We start from the raw sequence: 15,836 nt of genomic DNA, 5'->3' as shown, positions 1-15,836 counted from the left end.
GCTGCTGGCGAGTTAACGCAACTTGGCCGATCGCAATATTGAGTTAATCAAAAGAGTCAAATCAGCAGGGATATCATAAAAGCTTATGGTAACAATAAGTTTTTTACTCCTTACTGCCAACCTGCGCTTAAAAGAGTTCCCTAAACCCAATTAGCGAACAGCAAAAAAGTGCTTTGATAAACTTCAGTGATGTCGTTACAGAAGATTATGAATTGGAGTGAGGCTAAGCTATGACAAAGTTTTCAGATCAATTTTCAAGACGCAAATTTATCGTCACAGCAGGTGCCGGTGCTGTCAGTTCAATACTGCTCAAAGGCTGTTTGGGAAATCCCCCCGAACCCGGTGCAACTGCCGGTGCTGGCGGTGGTAGTGGTGTCGGTGCTGGCGGAGCAGTTCCTGTTGCCACATCAGCAGTTGCTGTAGCCAACGAGAAAAGAGTAGAAGGCATCGAAAGCACAAAGATTACATTAGGATATATCCCGATCGTCGAATCAGCACCATTAATTATTGCCCAAGAAAAAGGCTTCTTTGCCAAATACGGCATGGTAGATGTCAAAGTTGCCAAACAAGCCAACTGGGGCTCTGCCAGAGACAACGTAGAAATCGGCTCAGCAGGCGGCGGCATAGACGGCGGCCAGTGGCAAATGCCGATGCCTTATCAAATTAGTCAAGGTCTGATCACCAAAAACAGCGTCCAAATCCCGATGTACGTGCTGTTACAGCTAAACACTCAGGGAAATGGAATTGCGATCGCGGGCAAACACCAAGGCAAAGGCATCGGACTCAAACTCGAAAAATCCGCCCAAGACTACATCCTCGGACTCAAGAAAGCAGGCACGCCTTTCAAAGCAGCCTACACCTTTCCCAAAGCCAACCAAGATTTGTGGATTCGCTACTGGCTCGCAGCTAACGGCATCAATCCCGACACAGATGTCGAGTTGCTGACAGTACCGGCAGCCCAAACCGTAGCCAACATGAAAACCGGCAGCATGGACGGTTTCAGCACCGGCGACCCCTGGCCCCTGCGGATAGTCAGCGAAAAAATCGGTTTCTTGTCAGCCCTAACTGCCCAAATCTGGAAAGCACATCCAGAAGAATACCTAGCAATTCGCGGCGACTGGGTAGACAAACACCCGAAAGCCACCGAAGCTTTGTTAGCAGGAATAATTGAAGCGCAGCAGTGGTGCGACAAACCTGAAAATCGTGCCGAATTGGTGTCGATTGTTTCTGGCAAAAACTTCTTTGACGTAAAGCCGGAAGTTTTGCTTACTCCTTATGAAGGCAAGTATGATCTGGGTGACGGCAAGCCCGAAATCAACGACTTCAAAATGAGTACGCTGTACTGGAAAGACGACCTCGGCAGCGTTTCTTATCCTTACGCCAGTCACGATTTGTGGTTCTTAACCGAAAGCGTCCGCTGGGGTTTCTTGCCAACAAAAACTTTGGCAGATTATAAGGCAATTATCGGTAAAGTCAACCGCGGCGATTTGTGGAAAGCAGCGGCTAAATTAGCCGGAGTTGCTGATGCTGATATTCCCAAAAATACATCTCGCGGCGTTGAGAAGTTCTTTGACGGCAAAGAATTTAACCCGGACAAGCCAGAAGATTACCTCAAGAGTTTGGCAATTAAAAAAGCGTGATGGGTAGAAGCTTCCCATAACTTAGTCTCAAAAGAAACAGCAGAAACATCGGAGATTATTCCTAGGGTGCGTCAACTTTGTAAAAATGGTATTAGTGTCGAAAAAAATAGCAGAAACATAGGAGATTAGCAAGATGGCTGCAAGCACAAATCGGAGAGGCGGAGTCGATGTCCAAGGCACGCTGGGCGAGTTTTGGAAGAAGAATTCCTCAAATATATTGCCGCCAATTTTAGGACTTTTGGGGTTTCTGCTAATTTGGCAATTCCTATCGGGTACTGGAATCATCAAGTTGCCACCGCCGACTAGCGTTTGGACTGACGAACGCACGCGGATCTTGTTGATGTATCCTTTTATGAACTCCAAAACCTACGGAGTCGGCTTATTTTGGCAGACTTTGGCTAGTTTGGAACGCGTAGCAAAAGGCTACACTCTCGCTGCTGCTGTGGGCATTAGTATGGGAGTTGTGGTAGGTACAAATCCTTTCCTGAACAAGGCTTTAGACCCGATTTTCCAGTTTTTGCGGATGGTGGCGCCTTTGGCTTGGGTACCCATTGCCCTAGCTGCACTCCAACAAAACGAACCTGCTGCTTTGTTCGTAATTTTTATTACCTCAGTGTGGCCGATTTTAATCAACACGGCTGAAGGTGTCCGCCAAATTCCTGACGATTACAACAACGTAGCGAAAGTGCTGCAACTTTCTCGGAAGGAGTATTACATCAATATCTTGTTTCCGTCGGCGCTTCCTTATATCTTCACGGGATTGAGAATTGCGATCGGTTTGGCTTGGCTGGCGATTATTGCAGCGGAAATTGTGATGTCGGGGATTACGGGTATTGGCTTCTTTATTTGGAATGCTTACCAGCAAAACTACATCAGCGAAATTCTATTAGCGGTGTTCTACATTGGGGCTGTTGGCTTGATGCTCGATCGCCTGATGGCGTGGTTGCAGCACAAGATTGCTCCATCTCAAGGAAAATAGCTAACTTGACAGTTGACAGTTGTCAGTTGACAGTTGACAGTTGACAGTTGTCAGTTGTCAGTTGACAGTTGGCAGTTGTCAGTTGACAGCTAAAAGCTAAAAGCTAATATCAAGTCCGGTAAAATAACTGCGATCTGGTTTTTAGTAAGGACTGAAGTCCTCAGCCTGTGTAAGAGAATTCTTTGTCCTCACTACGAACCAATATAGCAGTTGTGCGAGCCGACATAATATAACAGTCAACAGTCAACAATCAATCGTCAAAAAGTCAAGGAAAAACCTACAAAAAAGGCAAGAAAACCATGTCAGTTTTGATTGCGGTAGAACAAGTCGGAAAAACATTTAATTTATCAGACGGCGGCACATACATAGCCCTCAAAGGCATCGACTTAGAAATAAAAAAAGGCGAATTTATCTCCTTAATCGGACACTCCGGCTGCGGTAAATCTACGCTGCTAAATATGGTGGCAGGTTTGGACTTGCCAACAGAAGGATTGGTGACGATTGACGGACAAAGAATCACCAAACCAGGCCCCGATCGCATGGTAGTATTCCAAAACTATTCGCTGCTACCTTGGCGGACAGTCAGAGAAAACATTACCCTAGCCGTAGACTCGGTAATGAACGGTTTAGCTAAAGCCGATCGTTTAGAAATCATCCAAAAACACATCGACATGGTGGGCTTGGGGCCCCACTCCGAGAAACAACCGGCACTGCTCTCCGGCGGACAAAAACAGCGCGTGGCGATCGCCCGAGCCCTAGCCCTGCGCCCCAAACTGTTACTCTTGGACGAACCCTTCGGCGCCCTAGACGCTTTGACTCGCGGCAACTTGCAAGAAAAGTTGATGGAAATCTGCCAAGAGTACGAAATCAGCGCCCTGATGGTAACGCACGATGTGGATGAAGCGGTGCTGCTGAGCGATCGCATTGTCATGCTCACCAACGGCCCAGAATCGAAGATAGGCGGCATCCTCGAAGTAGACATCCCCCGCCCCCGCAAGCGCATGGAAGTAGTCACGCACCCCAGCTACTACGCCCTGCGCAGCGAAATGATCTACTTCCTCAACCAGCAAAAACGAGTCAAAAAACTGCGGGCGCGGAAAGTACCCGCGATCGCCCGCCACGGCCTGGAAAAAGTCAACCTCGAACTCGGCTTTATCCCCCTCGCCGCCTGCGCACCCCTAGCCGTCGCCAAAGAAAAAGGCTTATTTGCCAAACACGGACTCGATGAAGTCCACCTCGTGCGCGAAACAAGCTGGCGGGGCATCGTAGACGGCATCGCCGCAGGATACTTAGACGCAGCGCAAATGCCCTCTGGGATGGCGATGTGGCTGACCTTGGGAGGCCACCAAGAGAAGCCGATACCAACCGTTACAGCCCTCACCATGAGCCGCAACGGCAACGGAATTACCCTCGCCAGACGCTTTTACGACCAAGGAATCTACACTCTGGCAGATTTCAAAGAAATGCTGCGCAGAACCCCCGCCCAAACCCACCGCATGGGCATCGTTCACCCTTCATCGATGCACAACCTGCTGCTGCGCTACTGGCTGGCTTCCGGCGGGATTGACCCCGATCATGATGTGTTGCTCAAAAACATCCCTCCAGCCCAGATGATTGTGGACTTGCAAGGCGGGACGATTGACGGTTTCTGCGTCGGCGAACCTTGGAACTTGCGGGCCTCGATGGAAGGAGTCGGCTTTACCGTGGCTACGGATTTGGAACTGTGGCCCGGACACCCGGCAAAAATTCTGGGAGTTCGCGAAGAGTGGGCTGCTGCTTATCCCAACACTCACATTGCTCTAGTCAAAGCTTTACTGGAAGCTTCCCACTATTGCGCCGATCCGGCCCACGCCGATGAAGTTTCCGAGATTGTCGCGGGACGGGAATATGTCGCTACCGATAAGAGTTTCATCCAACTCGGCGACCCCAAATCTACTGCTTGCAACCTCGATTCTCCGATGCGGGAATACGCCCACCACTTGTTCTCCGGCGACGGGGTGAACCGCCCAAGTCGCACCGAACAACTATGGCACATGGTGCAGATGGCGCGTTGGGGCGATACTGTGTTCCCCCGCAACTGGGTGGAAATTCTGGAGCGGGTGGTGCGAGTCGGCGCCTTCAGCACGGCGGCGCGAGAGCTGGGGATGTCTGACATTACTTACAATCGCGGCTCTCTCCGTTTGTTTGACGGAACGGTGTTTAATGCTGACGATCCGATCGGCTATCTCAACAATCTGGCGATTAAACGCGATTACACGATGGCGGAAGTTGTCCTAGATTCTGGCCGCAGAGTTGCTTAGAATTGCGTTTGACAATCAGCAACTCGATTCCCCCTAACCCCCCTAAAAAAGGGGGGGACAAGAGAGTTCAAATTCATCCTAATGAAGCGAGAATAAGAGAGTTCAAAGTCCCCCGACTATCAGGGGGATTTAGGGGGATAGAGATTTCGAGACTAACGAGAAAAAGATAGAGTTTCAGTAGTCTCTACTCGCAACTCACCATTCAAAACTCGATTATTTGCAATTGCCAATCACTCACTAACCATTTGTCAAACCCATGCTTAACACTGCTGTCAACCAGACGAACACCAACACCCAGATCCACTCACCGAGCGATCGCCGCGAGCCTTTTTTGGTGATAGACAATGTTTATAAAGTATATCCAAACGGTTACAGAGCATTAGAAAACGTTAACTTGACCGTAGCTCAGGGAGAATTTATTACTCTGATCGGACACTCCGGCTGTGGTAAGTCAACACTGTTAAATATGGTGTCGGGTTTTAGCCATCCCAGCGAGGGCACCGTGTCGATTAAAGGGAAACGGATCGAGAAGCCGGGCCCCGATCGCATGGTAGTGTTTCAGGGTTATGCTTTGCTGCCTTGGCGGACAGTGTTTGAAAACGTTTATATTGCCGTTAATGCTGTATTTCCTGAGAAGTCGAAGGCCGAAAAAAATGCGATAGTCAAAGATCATTTGGCAATGGTGGGACTGACAGAAGCTGCTGACAAAAGACCTCCGCAAATTTCCGGCGGTATGAAGCAGAGGGTTTCCATCGCCCGCGCCTTAGCAATTCGTCCCGAGGTACTGATTTTGGACGAACCCTTTGGTGCTCTCGATGCAATTACCAAGGAGGAATTGCAGGAAGAGTTGCTGAAAATCTGGAACGATCACCGCTGTACGGTGTTGATGATTACTCACGATATTGACGAAGCGCTGTTTTTGGCCGATCGACTGGTGATGATGACTAACGGCCCGTCAGCGACGATTGGGGAGGTTCTGGAGATTCCTTTTCCTCGTCCGCGCGATCGGGTGCAAATGATGGAAGATCCCGAATATTACAACTTGCGGAACTACGCCCTAGACTTCCTCTTCCGCCGCTTTGCTCACGATGAGGACGCTTAATTTGTTTGAGATTGGGGATTGCTGGCAAAATAAAGCTCCAGTATTTCCCCAATTTCAGGGAACATCGCTGGGGGTGAGATGTCGCTGGTGCGATCGGGTAAACTGGAGCTTAATTGCTGGGGAATAAGTTTTTCCGGAAGATTCGGATCTTTTTCTCAACTTTTACGTCAATCCGCTAAGAGACCCGATTGCCTAGCTGTCTATAAGCTGGCATGAATTTAGCTCACCTTTGACTGAAGGTGGGCTTCTTTCTTATGTTATTAACAGTTTTTGCTAAATTGATGGTTTGTGCATTCCACCATTTTAACTGTCACAGGGCCAATGTTGATTAGTGTTTTATGGATTAGTATTTTTGCCAAGATAGCAGTTTTTAGTAGGGAAACGGCACTGCCGTGTCCGGCGGGTGGCTATGCGACTCTTAACAATTGGCCTCAGATTGATGATTGTACCAATACTTTTTTAAATTGGTATTACTCAAGTTTGCACGGAAAACTCCTCTGAGTCAATATCCCAATTTACCCAGCGAATTGCCTCTTTAGCAGATGTCACATCAGGCGGAACTCGCAAAACATGAATGTGTCCCGTGCTCGGACAAGTCATTTTTAACAGATAAATATCTTCTTTTTTCGGAGCATCCTCATCGCCATCGAAATCATCAGGATCGAAGCCATCAATATCAGCATCAATTTTGAGCAGTGTGTATTCTTTCCAGCAATCTAACTCTGTTGCTTGCAATTCGGAGCAAATTCTAGCATAACCAATTCCCTGAATTAATACTCGTCTTAATTCAGCATTTTTTTCTGCTAAAAGCCATTGTGCTTGCCACAGATTGGGGTGAATTTGTCCGTATTTTTCAGGTAATGTTACACCGTGGTAGGAATAGATTTTGTAACCGTCGGGAAATTCCAGTGCAGGTTCCCCTTCTGCGTGGAGGCGGTACTCGCTGTCAAGGCTAAGCTGACAAGGGCGCGAGCACACAATGCAGGTATCATCTAACAAAATAATCCAGCCGCATTCTGCTAAAATCTGGTTCAGGCATTCAAAAAGTTTCTGTGCTTCTGGTTTGATAATAATGCCCAAGGAAACACAGAATTCAGCAAGAGCGAGATTCTCAACCAAATATTTTGGAGTAACTTTTGGTCTTGAATATTTCCAATAATTGGGAAAGTCTGTGTTAAATTGTTGTTCTAGCTGTTCCTCCCATATACTTAACTCCGAAAGTTCTTGCCGCAATTCTGTTATCAAGAAAAAGGGGTGCAGCGCATCTTTTACCCGTTTTGTAAGTCGCTTTATCAAATCAGTGTCATTGGATCTTTTCAGCGGTATTTGTGCTACCCCTCCGTTGGGGCTACTGCAAAAAGTTATTTCAGAGGCCTTTAAACCCAGGATCTCGCAGACAGACTTAACGGCGGCTGCGGCTTTGGGGTTAGAGATGGGTTCGGTAGAGTTGGCGAGAGTTCCCCACTTTTGACGACACGCTTCGATTAGAGCCTTCTGTTCAGGTTGAAAATTTACATTCAGATAAGCCAAATTAGTCAGAGATTGCAGGGGTGTGATGTCTGATATTTTATTGTTGTACAGATTCAGAGAAGTCAAATTAGTCAGAGATTGCAGGGGTGTGATGTCTGATATTTTATTGTTGTACAGATTCAGATAAGTCAAATTAGTCAGAGATTGCAGGAGTGTGATGTCTGATATTTGATTGTAGTACAGATGCAGATAAGTCAAATCAGTCAGAGATTGCAGGGGTGTCATGTCTGATATTTTATTGTTGGAGATATACAAAACAGTCAAATTAGTCAGAGATTGCAGGGGTGTGATGTCTGATATTTGATTGTAGTACAGATTCAGAGAAGTCAAATTAGTCAGAGATTGCAGGGGTGTGATGTCTGATATTTGATTGTTGTGCAGATACAGATGAGTCAAATTAGTCAGAGATTGCAGGGGTGTGATGTCTGATATTTTATTGTTGGCCAGATTCAGATAAGCCAAATTAGTCAGAGATTGCAGGGGTGTGATGTCTGATATTTTATTGTTGTACAGATTCAGAGAAGTCAAATTAGTCAGAGATTGCAGTGGTGTGATGTCTGATATTTGATTGTTGTCCAGATACAGCTTAGTCAAATTAGTCAGAGATTGCAGGGGTGTGATGTCTGATATTTGATTGTTGTACAGTGCCAGATCAGTCAAATTAGTCAGAAATTGCAGGGGTGTGATGTCTGATATTTGATTGGCTTCCAGATCCAAGTTATTGCTACTTGACAGTATCTGGTTCGCTTCATAAATGTCAGAAGTGCCAGCTTTTTTTAACAGCACCTCAACTGTATATCTTGCTGCTTCTGAAAGGCTATCTTTGTGCTTGCACCAATCGGCAAAATTGCTGAGATTTATCGATATTTTTGGTTGTTGTTCAGACATAAAATTGTTTGAAGTTAGGAGAATATAAGACTAGCATTTACGCACGGGTGGCCAGAAACCGGGTTTTTTACGAAAATTATTCGATCGCAGTCCGTAGATTATGTAAAAAACCCGGTTTCTTGGATCTTGGTGAGTTGAGGATTGTACTTGTTAAACAGGGTTGGGGAGTTTCAAGTTTGCACGTTAAATTCGTCAGGCTCTATTCCCCAGTTTACCCAGCGAATTGCTTCTTTAGCAGATGTCATATCTGGCGGCACTCGCAACGCATAAAGCAATCCCGTATTCAGAAAGCTCATTTTCAACAAAAAACTGCTAAAGGACGCTCCAATGCGTCGAAATTGTCCTTGAAATCGATTTTCAACAGGGTATGTATCCCTGGCAAGTGTCTAATTTAGTGGCTGCAAGTTTTTGACAAATACGATCGCACAAAATGACATCCAATGCTGCGAGTGCCGATCGCACGAGCACCCACTTTAATCATTTCCACAGCGATCGCTCGATCGGCCCTGTCGAAAGCGCGATCGCCCTCCACTTTTCGCGATAAACTGGAATCTGAGCCTCTTGTGCTGGCATGAGTTTGTTAAACCTTAGTCTGCGACATACCGCCAACCTTGAGGCTCGTATTCGCGCTGAATTCGCACCATCCAATTACCTTCAGGAATTGCGATCGCATGGTGTTCTTCGTGACTCAATAAAGCTGTCGGCGAAAGCACTCGCAAGTACAGAGTACCGTCTTTTTCGTACAGTTCAGCTTGTCCCTCAATGATCTGGTGAGAATGTCCGGTGACTTCACCTTCGGCGAGGGTTAGGTGAGGTTTTTTTTCTCCTTGCATTTGCGGTACGGGCGTGAGAATTACGTCGCCTTGTCTGATGGGTTGCATAGGTTTTTTCTAATTTTTGTTTGCTGGTGTCGATCGGTTGGTCTTTTCTACCACTCTTTTATACTACATTGGTAATACAGGAGCGTCAAGGAATCTCGACAAACCATATTCCATAACTGTTTGCTGGAGTGACAGGGGTTATTTTAGAGCGTGAAAGTGCGATCGGAAACAGTCGGCTGGGTGGGGGCGGGTTGATGTAGATTGTCGGTGGGAGTTGGAGATTGTTGGTGAACCCGTCCCTACAAATATTGCGGTTAATTTCAATCGGGGTTTCAACCGCCGACTATTATAGCAGTTGATAGTTTACAGTGGACAGTTGACAGCTTGCCCGAAGAGCGCAGTCGAAGGGTTGACAGTTGCATAACCCTTCGGCTTCGCTCAGGGCGAGCTGTCCACTGTCGAGCGGTCAACTGCTATAGTTCGTTTGCTGCCCAATATGCAGCGAATCACTGTAGCCCATTTTTTCAGGCATTCTGACGCTGAGGGCCATCTGCGGATTATCCGACAGTTAATCCCCAATGCTCACTTTGTCATTGTGTTTAATGCTGATGTCAATCTAGAGGCTGTTCCTAGCAGTACCGAAGGCTGCTAGATGCCGATCGTTCCGGCGTGAAGTGAAGCTATCCCGAGCGTGAATCGCACTTTTGGATTATATCGATCGCCCGATCGCACTTAATTTGTGCTAGTCAAGAAAAGGGCGATCGCGTGATCGCACTTAGTTTGTGCTAAGAAGCGCGATCGCACAAGACTTACCCAACTTGTACAGGCGATCGCCAAAAACTAAGCTACTCTATTTATAGCGTTTTGTAGGGGCAATCCCCCCGTGGTTTCCCTCTATTTTTCGTAACCGTGGTTGCCCCTATTTTTCCTATCAACCCTAAATCACACTCTCTTATGATTTTTACTCGGACTTTGTACTTGAGTGTACGACTCATTCGTAAAATAATAATGACTGTGCGGTTCGTTCTTAGGACTCACCCCATTCACTACCATACCGAGCACGTGTTGACTGGATTTCTTTAACAAATCTTTAGCAAAAGCCACATTGCCAGAATACAGCACCCCCGGCCGCGCTACCAATAAAATACCATCCGCCTTTTTGCCCAATATCAGAGCATCAGCAGCCACATTTAAAGAAGGACTATCAACAATCACTAAATCATAATTACCCGAAAATTGTTTAATTAATGAAGTTATCCGCTGGGATTCCAACAAAGCCATTGGGTTCGGCGGAATCACCCCACAACTGAGCACATCTAAATTATCCATCACTTGGGCGATCGCACTTTTTAACTCAGCTTGTCCCACAATCACATTACTCAAACCCACCTGATTCGGAAGTTCCCAAATTCGGTGCTGAACCGGGCGGTGCATATCCGCATCTACCAGCAAAACCTTTCGTCCCAATTGAGCCACCGTCGCAGCCAAATTAGCAGCTACCGTAGACTTCCCCTCATGCGGCAGCGAACTGCTAACCACAATCACCTTTAGTTCCGTATCCGAACTCAGAAACCTCAGATTAGCCTGAAGCATCCGGTAAGCAGCACTGACATTAGTGTGAGGAGTATCTTTCACAACAATCTGTCGAGAAGATGGTTCCGAATCCCCAGCAGCAGAACTAGGCCGCAGGAAATTTAGCCAGCTATTTTTTTCAAATTTATGAGCAGGAATCACGCCCAGCAAGGTAAACCCAAACAATTCCTTCGCTTCTTCAATAGTTTTGACAGATTTGTCTTGAGATTCTAAAGCTAGAGCCGTAGCTATACCGAGCAAAGTTCCCAGCAAACTACCCGAAACTAGCAAGAGAGATTTGCGAGAAGAAATTGGTTCTTGAGGAACACTAGCTTTTTGGATAATGCGAGCGTTACCCACTTTCTGACTTTCTGCGATCCTAATTTCCTGAAGTTTTTTTTGCAATTCTGCATAGGCAGATTCGGTTTCTTGCAGTTTTCTCGATAACTCGCGCTGTTCTTTTTCCAGCTTGGGCAAATTATGTACCCGCTGCTTGTAGCTAGCTAGCGCGTTTAATAAAATAGAAACTCGCTGAGCTAAACCTTGCCGTTCTACCTCGACTTTGACAAACTCTTCGATCAGTTTTGGCTTCACTTCTCCTATCTGCAAATTCCCGTCATACCCTTGTTGCTGACCACCAGGAACCTGCTGTATTTGCTTGTCCAGTAGAGCTTTCAGGGTAGATTTCTTAGTTTCTAGCCTAGTTATTATAGGCGAAGTGTCTAGATAGCGGTTTTGTTCAAGTTTCAACTGCCGTTCTACCTGTTGGTATTCTTTCAAAGCTTCCTGCACTGAACTAGACTGGCTGAGGGTACTCGCAGTTAATGCCTGCTGCGGATTCATCTGCAATTGTGTTTGGAATGCTTGGGACTTAGCACTTGCTTTGACTAAATCCGACTTAGCATCGTCTATTTGGGTTTCTAAACGCGCCATAACTGACACCGCCGATCTAGCTTCTTCTTCTAAATTGACTACTTTATTGTTTTCTTTGAATGCACTGAGTTGGGCTGCTGCTTTCCGCATTGAGTTTTCAGCAGTAGGTAACTTCTTTTCAATAAACTGGCGGACAGCCACAGCTTCTAGCCGATTTACTTTGACATTATTTTCTATATACAAATTCATCATATTTCCTACAACATCTGCCGCTTGTTTTGGCTTTCTATCTTTATAAGAAACCGTCAGAATATCTGCTCCACGAATTGGAGTTACTGTCAGCTTTTTCAAAAAATCTTTGATTGTTATAACATTGCCTTTATCATCCTTGAGGTGGAGATTGTTGATGGTCTTTGCTGCAATTTCAACAGAACGAATTAACTCTATTTCGGTAGTCAAGGGATTGCTTTGCTCTGCCGCGGGAGTCAACTGTCCTATTTCTTTTCCCAATTCTGTTAAGGCAGAGGCAGGATTTGTCTTTTTAAATAAGAGCTTGCCTTCAGCTTCATAGACGGGTTTTTCCTTGAGTACACTATAGCTAGTTAATGCGAGAACACACCCAAATACAGCTAAGGCTGGCAGCCAACGCCGCTTCAGAATTTGCCAGTATTGCTGAAACCCTATACCAGTTTCTGCGGACTCCATAAATTCCTCCTGAACTTATGACATAAAATTATTCTATCATATCATATTTCGTCGTCTATGTCAATAATACTTAAGTATTATATTTTTTTAATATATTGAGTTTTATTACAATACGAATTAATCTGTAGCGGTAAATAAATGAAAGATTTAGCGTGTCTATACTATACGAATTCCATGTAACAGGGGTGTCAATTTATACAGGTATTTAAATATTATTGGTTTGATAAAGTATTGAAAATACTAGAACAAAAGAAAGAGGTTGGTGGGATAATCAAGACTGTACATCAAAGTGGAATCAAAAAAATGGCATATAGTAGATATTCTCTATGTTATCTGCTTTCAGCGATCTGCTTTAGGTTCTTCCCTTGAAGCGGTTAAAAATGTGTGCGGGTGTGGGTCTAGGAATAGCTTATAAGCAGTTGCAGTCAAAGGTAGATAAATAGGATAAGTAGGATAAGTAGGATTCTCCCAGACAAGAGGGAAGATTCTACATTTTAAAGAAGCAATTTGGTACGATCGTAAGCTGTAGTTGTTGTTGTAGGGCGTGTTATGAACAGGATAATCAGAAAAATTAGCAAAGGTTTGCTGAGATTGAGGAACCGTCATTTTTTATTGATTGACACGATTTGTTTGGCGATCGCCCCCGTATTGGCGCTAGCTATTCGTTTAGACGATTCTTTTACTCTTGCACCCTACTTGTACGGGCTAGCGGTAGCTGCGGTATTGTTCGTTGCGGTAAAACTCACTGTATTTTATAGCTTCGGGTTCTACAGGCGTTACTGGCGGTATGCCGGTATTGACGAATTGGCACAAATAGCGGTGCTGATCGGTGTGGCTTTAGCAGTAGAAACTATACTGTTCCAAGAGCTTGCTCACCTGAGTATTTTTGGGGTTAACAAACTGCCGCGATCGCTGCCGCTGCTGGATGCGATGCTGAGCTTTTTGTTGATCGGTGGCATTCGTTTCAGCATTCCGGCGATCGAAAGGTTGAGCCAAAGACGGCGGAAATTTCAGCGTTGCGATCGCTTGCTGATAGTCGGTGCAGGGAGTGCAGGCATTTCTTTGATGCAGAAAATGCAGCGGAGTCCGCAGCTAGGACTTTACCCCGCGGCTTTCATTGACGACGACCCGAAAAAGCTCAACTTGCGGATTCGTGGAATAAGTGTAGTAGGCGATCGCCATCAAATTCCCAAAATAGTTAGCTCGTTAAATATCTCTAAAGTTATCATTGCCATTCCCACAGCCCCGGGAAGAGAAATTAGAGAAATCGTAGAAATTTGTCAGTCAATTGGAGTGCCAACCAGTACGCTACCCGGTATCAATGAAATCATCAACGGCCGCGTCAGCTTGGGCAGCGTCAGGGAAGTACAAATTGAAGACTTGCTCCGTCGCGAATCCATCCAAACTGATGTCGAGAAAGTTTCCGAATTTATCAGAAACAAGAAAGTTCTAATTACCGGAGCTGGTGGCTCGATCGGCAGCGAACTTTGCCGACAAGTTTTAAAATCAGAACCTGCGGAAATGATTATTGTAGGACACGGAGAAAACTCTGTATTCAACATTCAACAAGAACTCAACAGGGTGATTGCCGAACTCCAAAAAGCAGGCGAAATCAAAATAAATATCCCTCAATTAACAACATTCATCGCCGATATTCGCTTTGTAGAGCGCTTAGAGTACGTGTTTGAAACAGTCAGACCAGATATTGTTTTTCACGCGGCTGCTCACAAACACGTACCGATGATGGAATTAAACCCGCCTGAAGCCATTACTAATAATGTGCGGGGAACAAAAAACCTGTTGGATATGGCATTGAAGTACGATGTCGAACACTTTGTGATGATTTCGACTGACAAGGCGGTGAATCCAACTAACATTATGGGAGCCAGCAAAAGAGTTGCGGAAATGCTGGTACTGCAAGCTGCCCAAAAAAGTGGAAAACCCTTTGTAGTTGTGCGTTTCGGCAATGTTCTCGGCAGTCGCGGCAGCGTCGTCCCGACCTTCAAGCGGCAAATTGCTGAAGGCGGCCCGATCACCATTACTCATCCAGATATCAGCCGGTATTTCATGACAATTCCCGAAGCAGTGCAACTGCTGTTGCAGGCGGCAGTGCTCGGTCACGGGGGTCAAGTATTCATGCTCGACATGGGGCAGCCAGTCAGAATTGTTGACTTGGCAAAAGATTTAATTCGCCTCTCAGGATATGAGTTGGGTAAAGACATTGATATCGTCTTCACGGGGCTGAGGCCGGGAGAAAAATTGTTTGAAGAACTGTTTATTCCCGGCGAAACCTACGACAAAACTCAACATGAAAAAATTCTGATTCTCGGCAATGCCAGCCGCATTGTCCGAGAAAATATTGAGCAGGACATAGAAGCCCTTTGTCAAGCAGCAAATCGGAATGATGCTAATTTAATTGTGTTTTTGCTAGAGCAGTTAGTGCCTGAATACATACCGGGATATTCAAGGGTTAATTTGCACGCCAATACAGCCAATGACAAAACGGATATCGCAGGACATTCCTCGCAGGTTCAGACAAATTCCATTAGTCCTGTATCCGTTCAGGTAGAGAATGATTTGCGGCAGGCTCTTAAACTTGAGGAGTTTCGCCTTTACTATCAACCGATAGTATGCCTTAAAACTCATAAGATTACTGCTTTTGAGGCGCTGTTGCGCTGGCAGCACCCGACTCGCGGATTTCTTGCCCCAGACGAGTTTATTCCAGCGGCAGAAGCCACGGGCTTGATTGTGCCTATTGGCGAGTGGGTGTTGCGTCAAGCTTGCAGCCAGTTGCAAATTTGGCAACACCGATTTGATATTGACCATCCCTTAAGTGTCAGCGTGAATCTGACTAGCAAACAGTTTTTCCAACCAGATTTAAGCGAGGTACTTTACCAAATTCTCAGGGAAACTAAGCTTGATGCTTCTAGTTTGAAGATAGAGATTCCTGAGCAAGTTGCGATCGACAATTCTGAGTTAGCTACCGCTGTGTTTGTTAAACTCAAAGCTTTAGGGGTGCAATTCCAAATCGATCACTGCGGTTTGAGCGATAAATCTTTAACTCGCCTCCACCGCTTGATACTCATGAAGTATGGAAAATTCGACAGTTTGAAGCTAGATTGCTCTGTGGTTAGCGGGCTAGATACTGACGGCGGGAACTTAGAAACTCTCCAAAAAATTATTGCGATCGCGCAGGAGCTAGATATGGGTATGATTGCAACTGGGGTGGAAACATCGGAGCAAATAGTTCAGCTCAAAGCGCTGAAATGCCTCTACGGCCAGGGATACTTTTTCTCGAAGCCTGTTGAAAGCTCTGAGGTGGAGAGATTGATTGGTGCTATGACTGCTAAAAATTAAGGGCGACATTTGTCAAGGGATTTGGGATTAGAGATTTACGGTTTTGAATTGACCAATTAGTAATTAGCT

9 protein-coding genes are annotated in these 15,836 nt (G+C 45.7%); 5 read left to right on the top strand and 4 right to left on the bottom strand.

Annotated elements, in window-relative coordinates:
- Positions 1-230: 230 nt before the first annotated feature.
- The 4 genes from QUB68_RS06805 (at position 231) to QUB68_RS06790 (ending at position 6,021) form a co-directional block, all read left to right on the top strand.
- Entirely contained in the window at positions 231-1,640 is a 1,410-nt protein-coding gene (locus QUB68_RS06805; RefSeq protein ID WP_332990610.1) for a CmpA/NrtA family ABC transporter substrate-binding protein, read from the top strand.
- 133 nt (positions 1,641-1,773) lie between these two features.
- Positions 1,774-2,619, top strand: a complete 846-nt coding sequence (gene ntrB / locus QUB68_RS06800; protein WP_332990606.1) for a nitrate ABC transporter permease — start codon at positions 1,774-1,776, stop codon at positions 2,617-2,619.
- A gap of 299 nt (positions 2,620-2,918) precedes the next feature.
- Positions 2,919-4,919: an ABC transporter ATP-binding/substrate-binding protein gene (locus QUB68_RS06795; RefSeq protein WP_332990603.1), complete on the top strand. Its 2,001-nt coding sequence runs from the start codon at positions 2,919-2,921 to the stop codon at positions 4,917-4,919.
- Between the two features lie 256 nt (positions 4,920-5,175).
- On the top strand, positions 5,176-6,021 hold the full coding sequence (locus QUB68_RS06790; RefSeq protein ID WP_332990601.1) for a nitrate ABC transporter ATP-binding protein: 846 nt from the start codon (positions 5,176-5,178) through the stop codon (positions 6,019-6,021).
- 474 nt (positions 6,022-6,495) lie between these two features.
- Here the strand turns inward: QUB68_RS06790 and QUB68_RS06785 are convergent, their stop codons facing one another.
- The 4 genes from QUB68_RS06785 to QUB68_RS06770 all read right to left on the bottom strand — a co-directional run bounded on the left by QUB68_RS06785 (position 6,496) and on the right by QUB68_RS06770 (position 12,410).
- Positions 6,496-8,439, bottom strand: coding sequence for a leucine-rich repeat domain-containing protein (locus QUB68_RS06785; RefSeq protein WP_332990599.1), 1,944 nt, complete (start codon positions 8,437-8,439; stop codon positions 6,496-6,498).
- A gap of 170 nt (positions 8,440-8,609) precedes the next feature.
- Positions 8,610-8,735, bottom strand: a complete 126-nt coding sequence (locus tag QUB68_RS06780; protein ID WP_332990597.1) for a hypothetical protein — start codon at positions 8,733-8,735, stop codon at positions 8,610-8,612.
- A gap of 291 nt (positions 8,736-9,026) precedes the next feature.
- Positions 9,027-9,320, bottom strand: a complete 294-nt coding sequence (locus QUB68_RS06775) for a hypothetical protein (protein ID WP_332990596.1) — start codon at positions 9,318-9,320, stop codon at positions 9,027-9,029.
- Between the two features lie 882 nt (positions 9,321-10,202).
- Positions 10,203-12,410 (bottom strand): GumC family protein, encoded by a 2,208-nt coding sequence (locus tag QUB68_RS06770; RefSeq protein WP_332990595.1) that lies wholly within the window; start codon positions 12,408-12,410, stop codon positions 10,203-10,205.
- A 549-nt stretch (positions 12,411-12,959) separates the two neighbouring features.
- Here QUB68_RS06770 and QUB68_RS06765 point away from each other — a divergent pair.
- Positions 12,960-15,767: a polysaccharide biosynthesis protein gene (locus QUB68_RS06765; RefSeq protein ID WP_332990594.1), complete on the top strand. Its 2,808-nt coding sequence runs from the start codon at positions 12,960-12,962 to the stop codon at positions 15,765-15,767.
- The last annotated feature ends 69 nt before the right edge of the window (positions 15,768-15,836 follow it).

The organism is Microcoleus sp. A006_D1 (assembly GCF_036702805.1).
Taxonomy (GTDB): Bacteria; Cyanobacteriota; Cyanobacteriia; order Cyanobacteriales; family Microcoleaceae; genus Microcoleus.
The sequence above is the reverse complement of the archived record's forward strand: the minus strand, read 5'-3'. Positions and strand labels throughout refer to the sequence as shown.

Excerpts from the sequence above, each read along its gene's own strand:
- QUB68_RS06805 (WP_332990610.1), top strand. The coding sequence starts at position 231 with ATGACAAAGTTTTCAGATCAATTTTCAAGACGCAAATTTATCGTCACA.
- ntrB (WP_332990606.1), top strand. The coding sequence starts at position 1,774 with ATGGCTGCAAGCACAAATCGGAGAGGCGGAGTCGATGTCCAAGGCACG.
- QUB68_RS06795 (WP_332990603.1), top strand. The coding sequence starts at position 2,919 with ATGTCAGTTTTGATTGCGGTAGAACAAGTCGGAAAAACATTTAATTTA.
- QUB68_RS06790 (WP_332990601.1), top strand. The coding sequence starts at position 5,176 with ATGCTTAACACTGCTGTCAACCAGACGAACACCAACACCCAGATCCAC.
- QUB68_RS06785 (WP_332990599.1), bottom strand. The coding sequence starts at position 8,439 with ATGTCTGAACAACAACCAAAAATATCGATAAATCTCAGCAATTTTGCC.
- QUB68_RS06780 (WP_332990597.1), bottom strand. The coding sequence starts at position 8,735 with ATGAGCTTTCTGAATACGGGATTGCTTTATGCGTTGCGAGTGCCGCCA.
- QUB68_RS06775 (WP_332990596.1), bottom strand. The coding sequence starts at position 9,320 with ATGCAACCCATCAGACAAGGCGACGTAATTCTCACGCCCGTACCGCAA.
- QUB68_RS06770 (WP_332990595.1), bottom strand. The coding sequence starts at position 12,410 with ATGGAGTCCGCAGAAACTGGTATAGGGTTTCAGCAATACTGGCAAATT.
- QUB68_RS06765 (WP_332990594.1), top strand. The coding sequence starts at position 12,960 with ATGAACAGGATAATCAGAAAAATTAGCAAAGGTTTGCTGAGATTGAGG.